This is a genomic window from Streptomyces sp. URMC 127, from assembly GCF_051386535.1.
GTDB lineage: Bacteria > Actinomycetota > Actinomycetes > Streptomycetales > Streptomycetaceae > Streptomyces.
In genome coordinates this window covers 1-15,368 of sequence record NZ_JBPQTW010000170.1, presented here as the reverse complement: position 1 = coordinate 15,368, position 15,368 = coordinate 1, and the positions used below count along the sequence as shown (strand labels likewise).

Genomic DNA, 15,368 nt, shown 5'->3' with positions numbered 1-15,368 from the left:
CGGCCCCGCCCCGCCGCGCGGCCCGCGCGGCCGCCGCGTAACACCTTCGCTGCACCCGCCCCCACCCCCCGGCTCGAACGCCCGGCCTGTCGTACAGAGGTGTTAACGTCGCAGCGATCTGAAGAGATCACATCAAGCAAGGGACGGGGGTCCACGGCGTGGCAGGCGCGCGCGAAGTGGGACGCAAGCACGAGAGCGGCGGACCCAAGGGCGAGATCGCCCTGGCCAAGGGCGCGGGCGTGCTCATCGCCGTCGTCGTGAGCTGGCACCTGGCCGTGTGGGCCACGGCCGATCACATGGCCCTGTCGAACGTCCTGGCCACGGCCGGCGCCCTCGCCAAGCACGAACCCCTCGCCGGTCTCGGCGACGGCATCGAGCCGGCGTCGGCGCCCGTCACCGTGGCCGCCTGGCTCGGCATCCTGCTGGGACCGATCGTGCTGGTGGTGCTGGCCGTACGGGCCCGGCACCGCCGTACCCGCGGCGCGGGCGGCGAGGGCCTCGCCTCCGCGACGGAGGCGCGCGACATGCTCGGCGAGAAGCGCGCCCGCGCGGCCGCCAAGATGACGCGGGCGACGTCGTTCACCGGCAAGGACGGCCGTTACGACCCCAGGGCCGCGGCCCGCGCGGAGCTCCGCGAGGTCGGCTGGCTGCTCGGCACGCAGGTCGGCAGCGGGCAGCCGCTGGTGGCCACGCCGGAGGACTCGGTCGCGGTCATCGCCCCGTCCGGCGGCGGCAAGTCCCGCAACGTCGTCATCCCCGCCTGCCTGGACGCCCCCGGACCACTCGTCGTCACCTCCACCCGCGCCGACGTCCTCGACGTCATCGCCGAACCGCGCTCGCGCCTCGGCCGGGTGTGGGTCTTCGACCCGCTCGACACCGTCGGCTGGCCGCACAAGATGGTGTGGGACCCGGTGGCCGGCTGCCAGGAGGGCGAGACGGCCACGTCGCGCGCCCTGTCGTTCTCCGTCGGCATGGGCGCGGACGACAGCTCCTCCAGCAACGGCAGCTTCTTCCAGCAGACCGCCTCGTCGGCGCTCACCCGCCTGCTCCACGCGGCGGCGCTCGAAGGCAAGACCATCGAGCACGTCATGCGCTGGGCCACCAACCTGGAGAAGGCCAGCGAACCGCGCGCCATCCTCACCGACCACCCCAACGCCGAACCCGGCTGGGACGTCCTGCTGCGCTCCGTGTCGACCGGCGCCGACGAGACCGTCGCCTCGACCCGGCAGACCCTCGCCGCCCAGATCGAGCCGCTCGCCCTGCGCAAGGTGCTGCGCTGCGTCACCCCGCAGGAGGGCGTGCCCACCTTCAGCCCGGACGCGTTCGTCGCCTCCCGCGACACCCTCGTCCTCATCAGCGACTCCAACGCCTCGACGAACGTCTCGCCGCTGACGACGATGCTGCTCGGCGAGGTCGTCGACGCGGCGAAGCGGCGCGCCCCGCGCCTGCCGTCCGGCCGGCTGGACCCGTTCCTGCGCCTCGTCCTCGACGAGGTCGCGAACGTCGCCCCGCTGCCGAAGCTGCCGTCCCTCGCCTCCGACGCGCGCGGCTACGGCATCCACATCGTCTACGCGCTGCAGTCCCTGGCCCAGGCCGTGCTGCGGTGGGGCCAGCACGAGGCCGACACGCTGCTCGACAACGCCGCCGCGACGCTCGTCATGGGCGGGCTGAAGGACGTCGAGGCGCTGCGCCGCTTCTCCGAACTCGTCGGCGAGGCCGAGATCACGGAGATCTCGACGTCCCGCGACAGCCAGCGCCTCTTCGGCTACGGCACCAACGAGGTCGAGCGCGAGCGCCGAATCCTCCGCCCCGAGGAGATCCGCCAGCTGCCGCACGGCCGGGCCCTGCTCCTCTTCCGCGGCGCGCCGGGCGTCATCGCCGAGCTGCTGCCGTGGGACCAGCGGCGGGACGGGGCGGCGCTGAAGGCGGCCGAGCACGCGACGCGGGCGTCGCGCATAGGCCCGCCGCCGGTGGAGAGCCCGGGCGCGCAGAACGCGCAGAACGCGCAGAACGCGTAGAAGGAGAAGCCGAGGCGAGGCAAGGCGGGACGAGGCATGGACGAGCAGGAGCACCTGCAGCAGGAGCTGAAGGCCCTCCGCGAGGAGATCGAGACCCTCAGGGAGTGGCGTACCGAGTTCGAGACGGCGGTCAGGAACTTCGCTTCGGGCACGAAGGCGAACCAGGCCGAGGTCACCGAGGTCGTCTCGGAGGTCATCGACCGGCTGCACGCGGTGGAGGCGGCGACCGCGGCGCCGGCCGCGCCCGGCGCCGGCAGTGCCCACCAGCCGTGGTCGCTGCGCGCCACGGAGGAGGAGTGGCGCGGCCTCGCGGACTGGCTGGACTGGCTGGGCAGGCACTACGCGCCGCAGCTCCACCTGCGCATCTGGCCGTGCTGGCCGCTGCACGGCGGCGTCACCGAGGAACTGGCCGCCCTGCACGCCGCCTGGCGCGCGGCCACGGAAGCGGACGCGGACCCGTCGCGCGAGGGCAGCGACCTCGCGTACTGGCACCAGATGTGGCTGTGGCCGACGATCGAGCGCATCCGGCAGCACTACATGTTCAGCGAGTGCGAGGACGACCACTCGCCCGACCGGCCGGGCCGTCCGACGGACACGGCGGCGCTGGAGCGGCGCATGGCGGAGGCGGAGGCCGAGCGGCGCCGCCTGGAGCACGCCAAGTACGACTACTTCGTGAAGACATCCCCGAACGGCTATCCGGCGGAGCGCCCGTCGAGCCTGTGGCGCTGCGCGGCCGGACGTGACGAGGAGTGGGAGTACCTGTCGCTGCTGGACTGGGAGTGGCACAGGGCGCAGGACACGAACGTGAAGACGCCGCCTCCCCGCACGTCCCTGCACGAGGTGACGGCCGACCGCGCCGAGGAACTGCAGGCGGACCGGCAGGGCTGGGTCCGCTACTGGGCGCGGTACGTCGACGAGGAGGAGTGGCGGGCCGGGGAGCGGCCGGTGTCGGTGGTCCGCCGCCGGCGCAGCCCCGAGCGCATCTATGACGAGGCGTTCAAGACCTGGCACGAGTGGGGCCCCACGCAAGCGGTCTACGACTTCTTCGACGCCCGCCCGTCGAACCCGCCGCACCTGGTGGAGATCGACGCGGCAGAGGCGGAACGACTGCTGGCCGAACTCCACGGTGTGAAGGGGGAGACGGAGCTGTGACGGCGAAGAAGCCCGCAACGGCCTGGAAGGACGACTCCACGGCCCCCGGCCGTCCCGCGGAACTCACGGCGGAACAGAACCAGGCGGTCACGGACCGCTGGGAGGCGGCCCGGGCGGCCCACAAGGACCTGGACGCGGCCGTGGAGGCCGTCGAGGAGGCGCTGCGCGACACCCACGGCGCGAAGCTGGAGGGCAAACAGCACCGCCTGATGGGCCTGAAGGCGTTCCGCCGCAAGGTCGCCCTGCAGGTGGAGGACCACGTCCCGCTGGAAAAGATCCTCCGCACGGTCCGCGACCTGAACCGCTACACCCTGACGTTCCCCCCGGACTCCTACACCGAGGGCGTCCGCCACACGTACGCCCTGCTCCACGAGCGCGGGTACGCCATCGTCCCCGGCTCGGAACAGAACACGTGGGAGGACCCGGTCCACAAGGCGTTCCGCGCGGTGTGGCAACGGCCGGACGGCGCGGCGCGGTTCGAGATCGCGTTCCACACGCCCGACAGTTACTGGGCCGGAACGGAGAACCGGTTTCTCTACGATCGCTACCGCGAAGGCCGTCTCCGGCCGCTGGACGCCGAGCCGGATGAAACCGGTGCCGAGGGCCACGAAGAAGCGGCGAAGGTCCTCCAGCACCAGCGGTACAGCAAGGTTCCTGTGAAGGGAAACAAGTGATGAGTGAGCAGTACGAATACTTTGTGAAGGTGGTCGCTCCCGATACGGAGGAGCACCCTTCGAGCCTTTGGCGGCGGCAGGGAGAGGAATGGGGATACTTCTCCCTGCTCGACTGGGAATGGCACAAGGTCTTCGAGACCACGGTCAGGACGCTCCCGGACATGGAAACGTTGCGTCCGGTGACGCCGGAGCGCGCGGCTGAGCTGGAGGGCGACCGCCAGTCCTTCGTGCGCTACTGGGCGCTCTACGCCGACGAGGAGGACTGGCGGGAGGGCGAGTCGCCCACCACGCTCGTCCGGCGCCGGCGCAGCCCCGAGCGCCTTCTGGACGAATCGTTCCAGGAGGGTGACGTCTGGGGTCCCACGAACGCGGTCTTCGAGTCACGGGATCTGCGCACGTCGAATCCTCCCTATCTGCAGGAGCTGACCTCGGATGAGGCCGAGGCACTGGCGCAGGAGCTGTTCGGCCTGACGGGGGTCACCGAACTGTGAGCGAGCCGACGGGGGGCTGGGAGGGCGAGGGCTACAGGCTCAGCCCCGAGCAGAATCGTGTCGTCACCGAGCGCTGGGAGCGGGCGGCAGCCGCTCGGGAGCGCATGGACGCCATGATGAAGGACGTCCAGCAGGAGACGGCGCAATCGCACGGCGGCAAGCTGGAGGGCCTGGAGTACTCCCTCAAGGACGTGGATTCGTTCCGGCGCAAGGCCGCGGCGGCCGCCAGGGACAAGAAGGTGCCCGTCGAGAAGACGGCCCGGAAGGTGAACGACCTCAATCGTTACACCCTGACCTTCGAGCCCGATTCCTACACGGAGGGCGTGGAGCGGACGTACGAGAGGCTCCGCGAGCAGGGGTACGAGCCCACGGGGGAGAAGAACACCTGGCAGGATCCCGTGTACAAGGGGATCAACACCACGTGGCGGCGTGCCGGGTCGGAAGAGAAGTTCGAGCTGCAGTTCCACACTCCGGACAGCTTCAAAGCCAAGATGGAGAATCACGAGCTCTACGAAATATCCCGCAGCAACGATATCGACGATCTCGCCGAGCAGGATGAGCAACTGGCGCAGTCCTACCGGGATGCCGCCAACCACCTGCAGAACGAGCGGTACGCGAACGTCAGGATTCCGCCGGGCCAGGAGCGGATCGGCGAGCAGCTGATCCGGGACGAGCTCAATCCCCGGGTGCCGCCGGAGCACGTGGAGCTGATCCGCCGGAAGGAAGCGGAGAAGCGGGCGGAGAACCTGGCCAAGGCCCAGGCCAAAGCCGAGGCCAAGAAGGAGGCGGAGCGGGCGGCCCTCCAGCTCGACGGGCCCGCACAAGCCGAGTCCCAAGGGCTGCGCAACAGGTTGGCTACAAAAGCCACTGCGGCCGCGCCACGGCAAAACACCGCGGCACCGCGTATCGAGCCGTTGCCGCAGCAGTCGCGCAGCCGCGGGCCGTCGCTGACGTGACAGATGCCACGAAACCGCTGAGGCACGCGTCGGACGCGCCCGCCTTGTCGGGAAATTAAGGACGCTACGTCGATCAAGATCGTTCATATCAGAACGGAAACTGTTCGTCCGAAGTAATTTGACGATCAGTAATGGTCGACGTACTGTCCTGCCACTCAGGCCTAGCACGGGGGAAGGGTCACCAGGGTTGAGCACGTTCAAGACGGTCATGCGGCGGATTCTGAATCTGCCGGAGCCGCGGAGCGACAAGAACGGCGACAGGAACGCGGCCCCAGCTCAGGAACAGCCGGTCGCGCCGGCGCCGTCACCCGCTCCCGCACCCGCTCAGACGACTCCCGCCCCCGCCGGGCTCCAGCAGTGGACCGACGCGGCCGCCCGGCTCCAGGCGCAGACCCCGGGCGCTCCGCAGGCCGCCGCTGTCAGCACGCCGGCAGCCCCCGCGGCGCAGGGCAAGGACCGCGACGTCCCCTGGCAGCTGGAGGACGAGAACAGCGGCACCAAGTTCCTGGTCAAGGTCGGCCGCGGTGCGCTGTGGGGCGTCGTCGCGCTGGCCGCGATCACCGGCATCCGCTCCTGGTTCTGGACTCCCGCCCCGCCCAAGGCCGACCCCGTCCAGGTCAACAACGGCCCGTCCTATCCCGTACAGGAGGCTCAGGCCGTCGCTGCCCGTTTCGCGCGCGCCTACCTGTCCTGGGACGAGAACGACCCCAAGCCGCGCACGGAGGCCCTGTCCCGTGACATGGCCAAGGGGCTTGACCCGGCGGCCGGTTGGAACACCCGCGGTCATCAGGAAGTCCTCGCCGCCCAGCCCGGTCCCGTCTCCGAGGAGAAGGACAAGCGGGCCCGGGTGCGGGTCGACGTCCTGGTGAAGGGCCCCGCGTCCGACGACAAGAGCAGCAAGCCGTCCGACAAGCCGTCCGAAAAGCCGAAGGACGACAAGGCCAAGGACGACAAGTCCAAGGACAAGAAGGACGACGCGAAGAAGGACGACCAGGGCAAGGACTCCCGGCAGGTCACCGGCCCCCAGTGGATCGGGCTGGACATCCCCGTCGTCTACACGTCCGGCCGGATCGTCGTCACGGGCCAGCCGGGCCTGGTGGGCGTCCCGCAGGACGCCCCGTCCGCCCCTCCGCTCACGACGAAGACCGCCGACAACGACTTCAGTGACAAGACCCGTGGCGTCGTCGAGGAGTTCTTCGGCAAGTACGCGACGGGCGAGGCCGAGTCCGTCGCCGCGCCCGGTGCCTCCGTCGCCGCCCTGCCGCCCGGCGTGTCCCTCGGCTCGCTCCGCAACTGGTCGGTCGACGAAGGAAGCGGCAGCGACCGCACCGGTGCCGCGACCGTCACCTGGCTGATGGGCGGCGCCGAACTCGAGCAGACGTATCGGGTCAAGCTGACCCGGGTCGCTTCGGCCAAGGCCGAACGCTGGCAGGTCTCGGAAGTCCACGGCGGCATGTCCGCCTCCTGACCGGGGTGCCGTGGACCGCCTCCGCATTCAGATCTGTCCGCTTCTTATCTCAAGCAAAGGGAAAACGATGGAATTCGCGCTGTCCAATGGTGATGAGCTCAAGTCCTGGGTGATTGCCGTCGCCGGCAACATCTTCCTGATCGTCCTGGCCGTACGAGCGATCGGTCACTACGCGAAGCGCGAATGGGGCGAGCTGCTCGCCCACTTCATCGCGGGTGTCGTCGTGGCCGGTTTCGTCTACGCCTCGGACAGCGCCAAGGGCATGCTCACCGCGATCTGGACCAAAGTGGCGGGCGCATGAGGGTAGGGCACACCTTCACCCGCCATTTCGATCTGGAGACGCGCCAGCACGAGCTGCTGGGCATGGACCTCGGCGAGGGCCCCTCACGACGGGTCCTCGTCACGGGTGCCGTCGTCTACGCGGTGTGGATGGGTGCGCTCTTCCTCATCTTCGGGTGGCCCTCGCAGGTCTTCTTCACCCTCTACTTCGCGCCGCCGGCCCTCATCACGTTCTACGGATCCCAGCGGTCCCGGCGCAATGAGCGGCGCTGGAACCTCACCCAGTGGGCCCTGACCATCCGCTATCTGACGGTGGGGCACCGGCCGATCATCAACGGCGGCCGCCGCGCGGCCGGCCGCTCCGAGTGGCTTCCGCTGCGGGCGCGCCTCGGCGAGAAGTCCGAGGACGTCCTGAGCCTTCCCGGCATGGGCTTGTTCGAGAGGTTCCTGGGCGACGAGGAGCCGCAGCGGACGTCCGGCCGGGCCGTGGCGCTGGAGGCCCGCCCCAGGCTCTACGGGCCGGACCACGTCTACCGGGCGCGGTCGCGCAACCACTCGTCCCCGAAGGCACAGAAGGCGCAGCAAGCACAAGCGGCGCCCGGCCGCGGCCGTAAGGGCCGGAAAGGTACGCAAGGTACGCGATGAAGATCATGAAGGGCATCGCCCGCTTTCTCGGCGTCGACGGTGACCGCTCCGCCCCGCCGCCCCGCTACGTGGGCCTGGCGGACGGGCTGGTCATCACGGAGACCCACGCCGAGGCGTGGTACCTGCTGGGGAGCTCGAACACCGACCTGATGTCGGAGGCGGCCCGGGACGCCGAGCAGGACCAGGCGAGCAGTGCCCTGGCCCGTACCCTCGCCGGCTACGACTGCCACCTGAAGATCCTGTGGTCGCCGCTGAACGCCGAGGACTACCGGACCGAGGCGGAGACCCTGTTCTCCGCGGGCGACTACGCCGCCTGGGCCGACCTGCGCGTCCGGCGCCTGGAGGAGCTGGAGCTCCCCACCCGGATGCTCCTGCTCGGCGTACGGATATCCGAGCGCGCCAACCAGGCGAAGGCGCGCGGCAGCCGCGGCGTCCAGGACGCCCTGGGCATCGGCTCGACGTCGGTCTCCCAGAAGGAGCTCGCCCGGCTCGACGCCCTCGCGCGGCGCCTCGGCCGCCAGCTGGAGACCACGCCGTGGAAGGCCCAGCCGGCCACGGTGGAGCTGCTGGCCTGGATGATCGCGCGCGAGCAGCGGCGCGGCACGCCGCTGCCCTCCCCGGACGACCAGGGGATGATCACCGGCGCGAAGCTCGCCCAGCTCACGCGGGGCCGCGTGCTGCCCTACCCCGACCACGTCCGGATCCTCGACCAGCGCGGCGAGACGGTCGGCTGGAGCGCGGTCCTGACGATGGACGGCTTCCCGGAGGAGATGGAGTCCCCGGGCCCGGGCGAGTGGCTGAGATCCGTCGCGGAGATCACGTACGTCCCCGAGCTCATGGACGACGAGGAAGCCGGCGACATCACGGCCCTGCCGGTCAACCCGGAGCCGTCCGTCCGCTTCAAGGTCCTCCACAAGCGCGACGCCCTCAAGCAGATCGACGAGGTGCGCCGCCTGGCGAAGGAGCAGCGGCAGAGCGCGGCCAAGCACTCCGCCGGCGAGACCGCGCAGGAGATCGAGGAGACCGAGGAGACGATGACGTCCCTCTCGCGCGACATGAAGCGCGAGGACGTCACGCTGCTGGAGGACCATCCGCGCCTGATCGTGAGCAGTGACGTTTCGCTGGACGATCTGCGCAGCCGCTGCGACGCCGTCATCGGCTTCTACGGCGGTGTCGGCATCGAGGTCAGCGTGGCCGCCGAGGAGCAGCGCGAGCTGTGGCTGGAGGCCCAGCCCGGTGACATGCTGCGGGTGCCGGACCTGGTGCACACCCGTACGGTCGGCGCCTTCGCCGGCTCGTGGTTCTGGGGCGGCGCCTCGGTCGGTGACGACACCGGCCCGGTGATCGGCTACCTGACCGGCTCGACGCCCGGCGTCGTCCGCAACGACCTCACGGGCGGCTCCGAGCGCGGTGACGCGACGACCACGGCCTTCATCGGCCGAAGCGGCCGCGGCAAGACGACCGCCATGATGCTGTCCCTGCTGGACTCCGGCTTCCGCGGCTCGTTCGTGCTCGCCCTGGACTTCAAGGGCGACATGGGCGGCCTGGTCTCGGCCGGGCAGCGGTACGGGCTCAACGCCCACCTGATCGAGACGGGCTCGCAGTTCGCGGGCGTCGCGGACCTCTTCACGCTGCTCAGCGGCGAGAGCGCCGAGCGCGCCCAGACCGAGGTGCCGGCGCAGCTGGGCATCGCGCTGCCGCAGCACCTGCGGATGCGCGGCGCGGAGACGCCGATCCAGAGCGCGGTCAACGAGATCATCGCCGCCGGGGACCCGGCGACGTGGAAGGTCATCGAGTACCTGCGGCGCTCCGAGGACGAACTGGCCCGGGAGGCCGGCGACGCCCTCTACGAGCTGTCGCTGACCGGTCTGGGCGCGCCGTTCATGGGCAGGCCGTCCGGGGCCGCGCTGATCACGCCGACGCCGGGCATCTGGGTCGTCCAGGTGCCGGGCATCACCCTGCCGTCGCCCGACGACGCCCGCGACGACTGGTCCGTCCACCAGCGGCTCTCGGTGGCGCTGGTCCACTCGCTGCTGGCCTACGGCATCAGCATGGCGGGCCGGAAGGACCTGCGCGGCCTGCGCAAGGTCGTGGCGGTGCCGGAGGTGCACGTCCTCACGGCCACGCGCGAGGGCAGCTCCTTCCTGCAGTACATCGCCCGAGTCGGCCGTGCGCTGCACACGGCGCTCGTCGTGGACACGCAGGACCCGGAGTCGCTGGCGAGCCTCACCGGTCTCGTGGAGCAGATGACGACGGTCTTCGGCTTCCAGCTGACGACGGGCGAGCAGCAGGACGCGATGGCGGCCCTGCTCGACCTGCCGAAGAGCGCGCACACGCGCCAGCTGATCCAGGCCATCGGCGTCGACGTGACGCAGGAGATCCGGCACGGCCACTGCATCATGCGCGACCGCCGCTTCAGCAGCGCGACGGTCCAGTTCGACGTGCCGTCGGTGGAGATGCTGCAGCTGCTGAACACGACGCCGAAGGCGGACAGCGGGCCCGCGGGACAGGGCCCGGCGCCCATGGGGACCCCGGCTTACGAGGAGGCGAGCGCGTGAAGAGGCGGATCGCGGCGGTGACCGCGGCGGCGGCCACGGCGGTGCTGGTGGTCACGGGGTGCTCGTCGTCCGCCGGCGGAGGCAAGGGCGGCGATAAGCCCGGCGCGAAGAAGACGGAGTCGGCAGCGGAGCGGCAGGCCCGGGAGTACCGGGAGGCGGCGGCCAAGGACCGGCAGGCGATGTTCGACGCCGCGGTGAAGTTCCGCAAGGCGGTCATCGCTTATGACGGGAAGACCGCCTGCGACCTGAAGACGGCGGAGGGCCGTTCCGGTGACTCCCTGGAGAAGTGCGCCGACTTCTACAAGCCCTCGAAGAACGACAAGTCGGGCGATGAGGCGCTGGCCGGGACCACGGTGACCGTGACCGGCGAGCCCGTCGAGGTGCCGCCGGTCGGGAATCACCCCACTGGGACGGGAGTCATGGTGACTTCGCAGACCACCGGTGAAGGCGGCAGCGCGGACGTCATGCGCGACGCGCTGCGCATGGTCAAGGTCCAGGGCCGGTGGCTCGTGGACCAGGACAAGGAAGTCCTCGACTCGGAGATGAAGAACTCGAATCCGGTGGTCAGCGCCCTGATGAGGTCGCATTGAGGATCCCACGGCTCCGTAATCTCGCCGTCCCGGTCGTGGGCGCCGTCACCACCCTGATGGTGACGGCGACCGCCGCCGCGGCGGACGACGACAAGTTCGCGAAGTACAAGCCGGCCGGCATCGGCAGCCTCCTCCCGGCACCGCACACCTCGTATTCGGGCACGGGCACGCTGTACGAGCAGTACGGCGACCCGATGCTCTACGACCTGGACGTGCAGCTGGGCTGGGACGAGTTCGGCGACTGGGCGCTCCAGTTCGTCGCCGTCATCTTCATGGGCCTGACCGTCGTGCTGGCCCTGGCCGCCATCGTCGTCGTGCAGTGGACGTTCAAGTTCACGTCCATCGACAAGCTTGAGGACTCCATCTCGCACGCCATCTCGGGCGCGGCGGGAACGGTGTCGACGACCTTGCTCCCATCGGCCATGGCCGTGGGAGCGCTGATCGCCTACGCGAACCACCGAAGAAACGGCACATCGATCAGCCAACTGGGGTGGGTGGCCGCAACAGCGATCCTCTCCATATCCCTGCTGACCACTCCGAAGGTGTGGATCGAAGGCATCGACTCCGTACGGACCATCGGCAGCAACACGGCCATGAAGGCCGCGTCGGCCGGCATGGGGAACGAGACGAAGTCACCCTTCGACACCGGCCAGCCCAGCTACGGCGGCAACGAGCAGGACAACATGCTCCGTAAGTCCGCTGACGCGATCTGGCGTTCTTACGTCGTCACTCCGTGGTGCGTGGCCGAGTTCGGAAACCTGAACACCTGCAAGGAGTACGGAAAGGACCTGCTGGACCTGCCGGCGGACGACGACAAGCGCGAGGAATGGCTGAAGTCGCACGTCAGCTCGGGCAAGGTGGGTGACGAGGCGGTCAAGTACCGCCAGGGCCACATGGGTCACGCCCGTGTCATGGTCACCATGGCGTCCGCCGTCTGTGCGGGACTGTTCGCCATCCTCGCCGTGGCGCTGGCCTTCGCTTCCCTCGCGTCGCTGATCGGCGCGCTGATGCTGCTGCTGGCCGGTGTCGTCTTCGCGTGCCTCTGGGTCATTCCCGGACGGCCGCGTCAGTGGGGCGTCCGCTGGTTCGACACCCTCCTCGGTTTCACGCTGCAGTCCTTCGTCAGCACGATGGTGCTGGGATGTGTGCTCGTCCTGAACACGGCGAGCGTCTCCCTGGTCGGCCCCTACGGATGGTTCGCCTCGGCGGGCGTGAGCATCACCTCCGCGATCGTCGCGTTCAAGTTCCGCGGGATCATGGAGAGCATCGTCGGCGTGACCGGCGCGACCAACTCCTCCTTCAACGCCGGTGCGATGCGGCTCGCGCAGGGCGCCGGCGCCCTCATGGCCAGGAAGGGCGGGGCCGCCGCCCTGGGAGGCGCGGGGTTCGGCGGCAAGGCCGCCATGTGGGCCGGCAGGAAGGCCGCGCGTCCCGTCGCCAACAAGGCCAGGGAGATCGGCGAGCGGGTCAGCGACCGGGTCTCCTTCCCGTTCAGGGCGGCGGCCGCGGCCAAGCAGTTCAGTGAGCGGCACTCGGCCATGGACGCCGCGGGCGTGGCCAAGGGCTCTCCGCAGCGGGCCGGATACGTCACCCGTGGCGAGCTGGGCGAGCCCAGTACGTCCGCTCGGGTGAGTGCGGCCAGCCGCGCCGCGAAGACGGGCAGCTCCGCGCCCCTGCGGGTCAGCAGCTCGGGCCGTCCGGGCGAGCTGAACAGCCGCTCCCTCCGTGTGGGCGAGCTGCAGAGCGTTTCGGCAGCGGCCCAGGCCCGCATGGGCCGGGACGAACGCAAGCCCGAGGACAAGAGAGGCGCTCCTGCCCGGGCCGCGCGTGCCGCGGCTGCGGCCGTACGCGAGAAGACCGGAGGCGGCGGCGACGGGTTCCGCAACGCCCCGAAGCCCGGCAGCGGCGGAGCCCAGCGACGTGTGGCGGAGGCCCGTAAGGCGGCGGCAGCCCGCAGTGGTGCCACCGCGGCCGATCAGGGCGCCTCCCGTTCGAGGCGGCGCACCTCCGTGCGGCCCCCCGCACCCCGTGAGCGTCGTAGAGGGAAGGGGAGCGGTGAGTAAGAAACAGGAACAGCGCCCGTCCTCCGAATGGCGGGAGCTCCTGAAGGCGGAGTACGACTACCCCGAGGAGATCGAGAAGGCGGGCAAGCGCCGCGTCCGCCGGAAGGCCCGCAAGGCCTACCGGCAGGAGCAGCGCGAGGAGTACAAGCGCCGGCTGGCCGAGGAGCGCCGCCGCGAGCCGATCACGGCGGGCGGGGCGATCCTGGTCATGGTCGTCATCCTCGCCATCGGCGCGGCGGTCACCCACTGGTGGCCGGACCGTACGGGCGCCCCGTCGACGGTCGGGCACGCGGGCGACACGTCCCGTACGCAGACCATGGACGGGCCCGGCGGCGACCGGTCGTCCGCGCCGCCCGCCCCCCGGCCGCCGCAGCCCTCCCCGTCGGTCAACGTCGATCGCAGCAAGCCGGAGAAGACGGCGGAGGGCTGGGCCCGCGCCTACCTCACGCGCAATCCCCCGGTGGACAAGACCCACACCGCGTCCGTCGAGCGGGCCGCGCCGTGGATGACCGACGCGCTGGTCGTGAACCTCAAGCAGTACGACGACAAGGCGTGGGCCGAGCTCGTCTCCAACGGCGGCGTCTCGACGGTCGACAAGGTCACGGTCGGCCCCGCCGACGACGACCGCGTGCGCAAGCAGGCGGACACGGAGGCGCGGGTCTGGCGCAAGGCCAGCATCGACGTCACGGTCAAGGGCTACCGGACGTACACCGAGACGAGGGTGTACCTGACGGAGATCATGCTCACCTCCGACGGCTGGCGCGTGGGCCGGGTCCTGGGGGTCTGAGCGAGTGGTTTCACGTCAGGCCCTCGCCCTGGCTTCGGGAGGGCTGCGCAAGGGGCTCGCGTTCAAACTCGGCCTGCCCGCGATGGGCATCCTCATGGGACTGCTGATGATCGTGGGCATGCTGGCGGGCATCGGCGGCGGCCCCTCGGCCGTCGCCGCCGGCTGCTCCAAGCCCGGCTCGCCCGGGAACGACGGCCCCTCCGGAAACGGACAGACCGGTGACACCACCGGCGGCGCGAGCAAGAAGCTGCGCGAAGAGCAGGTCGCGAACGCGAAGATCATCGACCAGGTGGCCAAGGACGGGAAGCTGCCGGGCCGGGCCACGCTCATCGCCCTGATGACGGGCCTCGCCGAGTCGCAGCTGTCGAACATCAACTACGGCGACCGGGACTCCCTCGGCATCTTCCAGCAGCGCCCCTCCTCCGGCTGGGGCACGCGGGAGCAGATCCTCGACCCCAAGTACGCGGCCCACATGTTCCTCTTCGGCGGCGACAGCGGCGACCCGCCCGGGCTGGAGGACGTCGCCTGGGAGAACATGTCGCTCAACGACGCCGCCCAGAAGGTGCAGCGCTCCGGCTTCCCCGACGCCTACGGTCCCAAGGAGGCCCAGGCGCGCAGCATCGCCAAGGAAGCGGGCATCGACCTGGAGCGGTCGGGAGAGAACCACCCGGGCAAGAAGGATGCCCCGAAGGGCGGCGGCGGCACGAACGGCAAGGACGGCGGCAAGGACGCCGACCGGAAGAGCCGGGAAGGCTGCAACAAGTCGGGCGGCAGCAACAACCCCGGCAAGCCCGGCGAGCCCTTCCACGACGGCAAGGCGAACTGGCCCGCCAACGTGAAGAACCGCCGCTCGACGGAGGACGCGATCGCGTGGGCCAAGCGGGAAGCCGAGAGCCACCGCGCGGACTGGTACCAGAAGTGCCTCGCCTTCACCTCCATCGCCTACGGCTGGAACTTCTCCGGCACGAACTACGCCATCGACCACTACCAGGTCGAGATGCCGAAGGACATGCGCCACGACAAGGACCGCAACCCGCCGCCGGGCGCCCTCATGTACTGGGACACCCACCACCGGGCCGGTCACGTCGCCATCTACGTCGGTGACGGCAAGGTCGCGTCCAACGACATCGTGACCCCCGGCGAGATATCGGTCGTCCCGGCCACGGACATCGAGACCAAGTGGGGAGCGGTGTACCTGGGCTGGTCGCCCCCCTACTACCCCAAGGGCGGGTGATCCGGGTCATCATTACCCCGGGGCCGCGGCACGTGCGTTGCCGTGGCCCCGTTGGCCTGCTGGCGGCGCCGGTACGTAAGGATTGACCATGCCTGTTGTGACGGACCTCGACTCGGTCCCCCTGACTCCCGTCTACACCATCGTGATCAGCACAGCGGGTGAAGCGACGATCGAAGGGGAGCCCGTAGAGCCGCTGCCCGGGCAGGACGGGCGGACGTCCGCGCTCGCGGAGATACGGGTGCGGGCCGCGAAGCGGGGCCACCCCATACGCATCAACGCCAAGGAGCCCGACGGGTCGGTCTGGCCGCTGATCGTGGACCACGACGGGGCGGTGACGCCGCTGTCGGCGCCGCATCCGGTGCCGGCGCCGGTGCCTGTTCCTACGCCCGTCCCGGCGCGTACGTCTGTTCCGGCACCCGCGCCGGTGCCGCCCGCCCCTGTGCCCGCTCCCGC

General features: G+C 70.4%; 14 protein-coding genes. All 14 read left to right on the top strand.

Translation table 11 applies throughout. The features are described 5' to 3' along the window. Positions 1-176 precede the first annotated feature (176 nt). Positions 177-2,018: a type IV secretory system conjugative DNA transfer family protein gene (locus ACSNOH_RS26375; RefSeq protein ID WP_436723914.1), complete on the top strand. Its 1,842-nt coding sequence runs from the start codon at positions 177-179 to the stop codon at positions 2,016-2,018. A gap of 36 nt (positions 2,019-2,054) precedes the next feature. Next, positions 2,055-3,170 carry a hypothetical protein gene (locus ACSNOH_RS26370; protein ID WP_436723913.1) on the top strand — a complete coding sequence of 372 codons (1,116 nt, stop codon included), beginning with the start codon at positions 2,055-2,057 and terminating at the stop codon, positions 3,168-3,170. Continuing rightward, the gene (locus ACSNOH_RS26365; RefSeq protein WP_436723912.1) at positions 3,167-3,844 is read left to right on the top strand and encodes a hypothetical protein; all 678 of its coding nucleotides are present in this window, start codon (positions 3,167-3,169) and stop codon (positions 3,842-3,844) included. The genes ACSNOH_RS26370 and ACSNOH_RS26365 overlap by 4 nt, the downstream gene beginning before the upstream one ends. Then, complete coding sequence (locus ACSNOH_RS26360) at positions 3,844-4,335, top strand: hypothetical protein (RefSeq protein WP_436723911.1); 492 nt, start codon at positions 3,844-3,846, stop codon at positions 4,333-4,335. Before ACSNOH_RS26365 ends, ACSNOH_RS26360 begins: the two co-directional genes overlap by 1 nt. Then, positions 4,332-5,291 carry a hypothetical protein gene (locus ACSNOH_RS26355; RefSeq protein WP_436723910.1) on the top strand — a complete coding sequence of 320 codons (960 nt, stop codon included), beginning with the start codon at positions 4,332-4,334 and terminating at the stop codon, positions 5,289-5,291. The genes ACSNOH_RS26360 and ACSNOH_RS26355 overlap by 4 nt, the downstream gene beginning before the upstream one ends. A 187-nt stretch (positions 5,292-5,478) precedes the next feature. After that, positions 5,479-6,759 carry a conjugal transfer protein gene (locus ACSNOH_RS26350; RefSeq protein WP_436723909.1) on the top strand — a complete coding sequence of 427 codons (1,281 nt, stop codon included), beginning with the start codon at positions 5,479-5,481 and terminating at the stop codon, positions 6,757-6,759. Positions 6,760-6,826: 67 nt separating this feature from the next. Continuing rightward, positions 6,827-7,060 (top strand): hypothetical protein, encoded by a 234-nt coding sequence (locus ACSNOH_RS26345; RefSeq protein WP_391828208.1) that lies wholly within the window; start codon positions 6,827-6,829, stop codon positions 7,058-7,060. Next, entirely contained in the window at positions 7,057-7,683 is a 627-nt protein-coding gene (locus ACSNOH_RS26340; protein ID WP_436723908.1) for a hypothetical protein, read from the top strand. The genes ACSNOH_RS26345 and ACSNOH_RS26340 overlap by 4 nt, the downstream gene beginning before the upstream one ends. Beyond that, positions 7,680-10,241 (top strand): ATP-binding protein, encoded by a 2,562-nt coding sequence (locus ACSNOH_RS26335; RefSeq protein WP_436723907.1) that lies wholly within the window; start codon positions 7,680-7,682, stop codon positions 10,239-10,241. Before ACSNOH_RS26340 ends, ACSNOH_RS26335 begins: the two co-directional genes overlap by 4 nt. Next, a complete protein-coding gene (locus tag ACSNOH_RS26330) occupies positions 10,238-10,831 on the top strand; it encodes a hypothetical protein (protein WP_436723906.1) in 594 nt (197 codons plus the stop codon). Before ACSNOH_RS26335 ends, ACSNOH_RS26330 begins: the two co-directional genes overlap by 4 nt. Further along, positions 10,828-12,894, top strand: coding sequence for a hypothetical protein (locus ACSNOH_RS26325; RefSeq protein ID WP_436723905.1), 2,067 nt, complete (start codon positions 10,828-10,830; stop codon positions 12,892-12,894). Before ACSNOH_RS26330 ends, ACSNOH_RS26325 begins: the two co-directional genes overlap by 4 nt. After that, positions 12,887-13,681 carry a hypothetical protein gene (locus ACSNOH_RS26320; protein WP_436723904.1) on the top strand — a complete coding sequence of 265 codons (795 nt, stop codon included), beginning with the start codon at positions 12,887-12,889 and terminating at the stop codon, positions 13,679-13,681. Before ACSNOH_RS26325 ends, ACSNOH_RS26320 begins: the two co-directional genes overlap by 8 nt. Positions 13,682-13,685: 4 nt before the next feature. After that, positions 13,686-14,915: a peptidase M23 gene (locus tag ACSNOH_RS26315; protein WP_436723903.1), complete on the top strand. Its 1,230-nt coding sequence runs from the start codon at positions 13,686-13,688 to the stop codon at positions 14,913-14,915. Positions 14,916-15,003: 88 nt separating this feature from the next. Next, a partial coding sequence (locus tag ACSNOH_RS26310) for a hypothetical protein (protein WP_436723902.1) occupies positions 15,004-15,368 on the top strand: 365 nt, incomplete at its 3' end.

Excerpts from the sequence above, each read along its gene's own strand:
- ACSNOH_RS26370 (WP_436723913.1), top strand. The coding sequence starts at position 2,055 with ATGGACGAGCAGGAGCACCTGCAGCAGGAGCTGAAGGCCCTCCGCGAG.
- ACSNOH_RS26360 (WP_436723911.1), top strand. The coding sequence starts at position 3,844 with ATGAGTGAGCAGTACGAATACTTTGTGAAGGTGGTCGCTCCCGATACG.
- ACSNOH_RS26345 (WP_391828208.1), top strand. The coding sequence starts at position 6,827 with ATGGAATTCGCGCTGTCCAATGGTGATGAGCTCAAGTCCTGGGTGATT.
- ACSNOH_RS26340 (WP_436723908.1), top strand. The coding sequence starts at position 7,057 with ATGAGGGTAGGGCACACCTTCACCCGCCATTTCGATCTGGAGACGCGC.
- ACSNOH_RS26335 (WP_436723907.1), top strand. The coding sequence starts at position 7,680 with ATGAAGATCATGAAGGGCATCGCCCGCTTTCTCGGCGTCGACGGTGAC.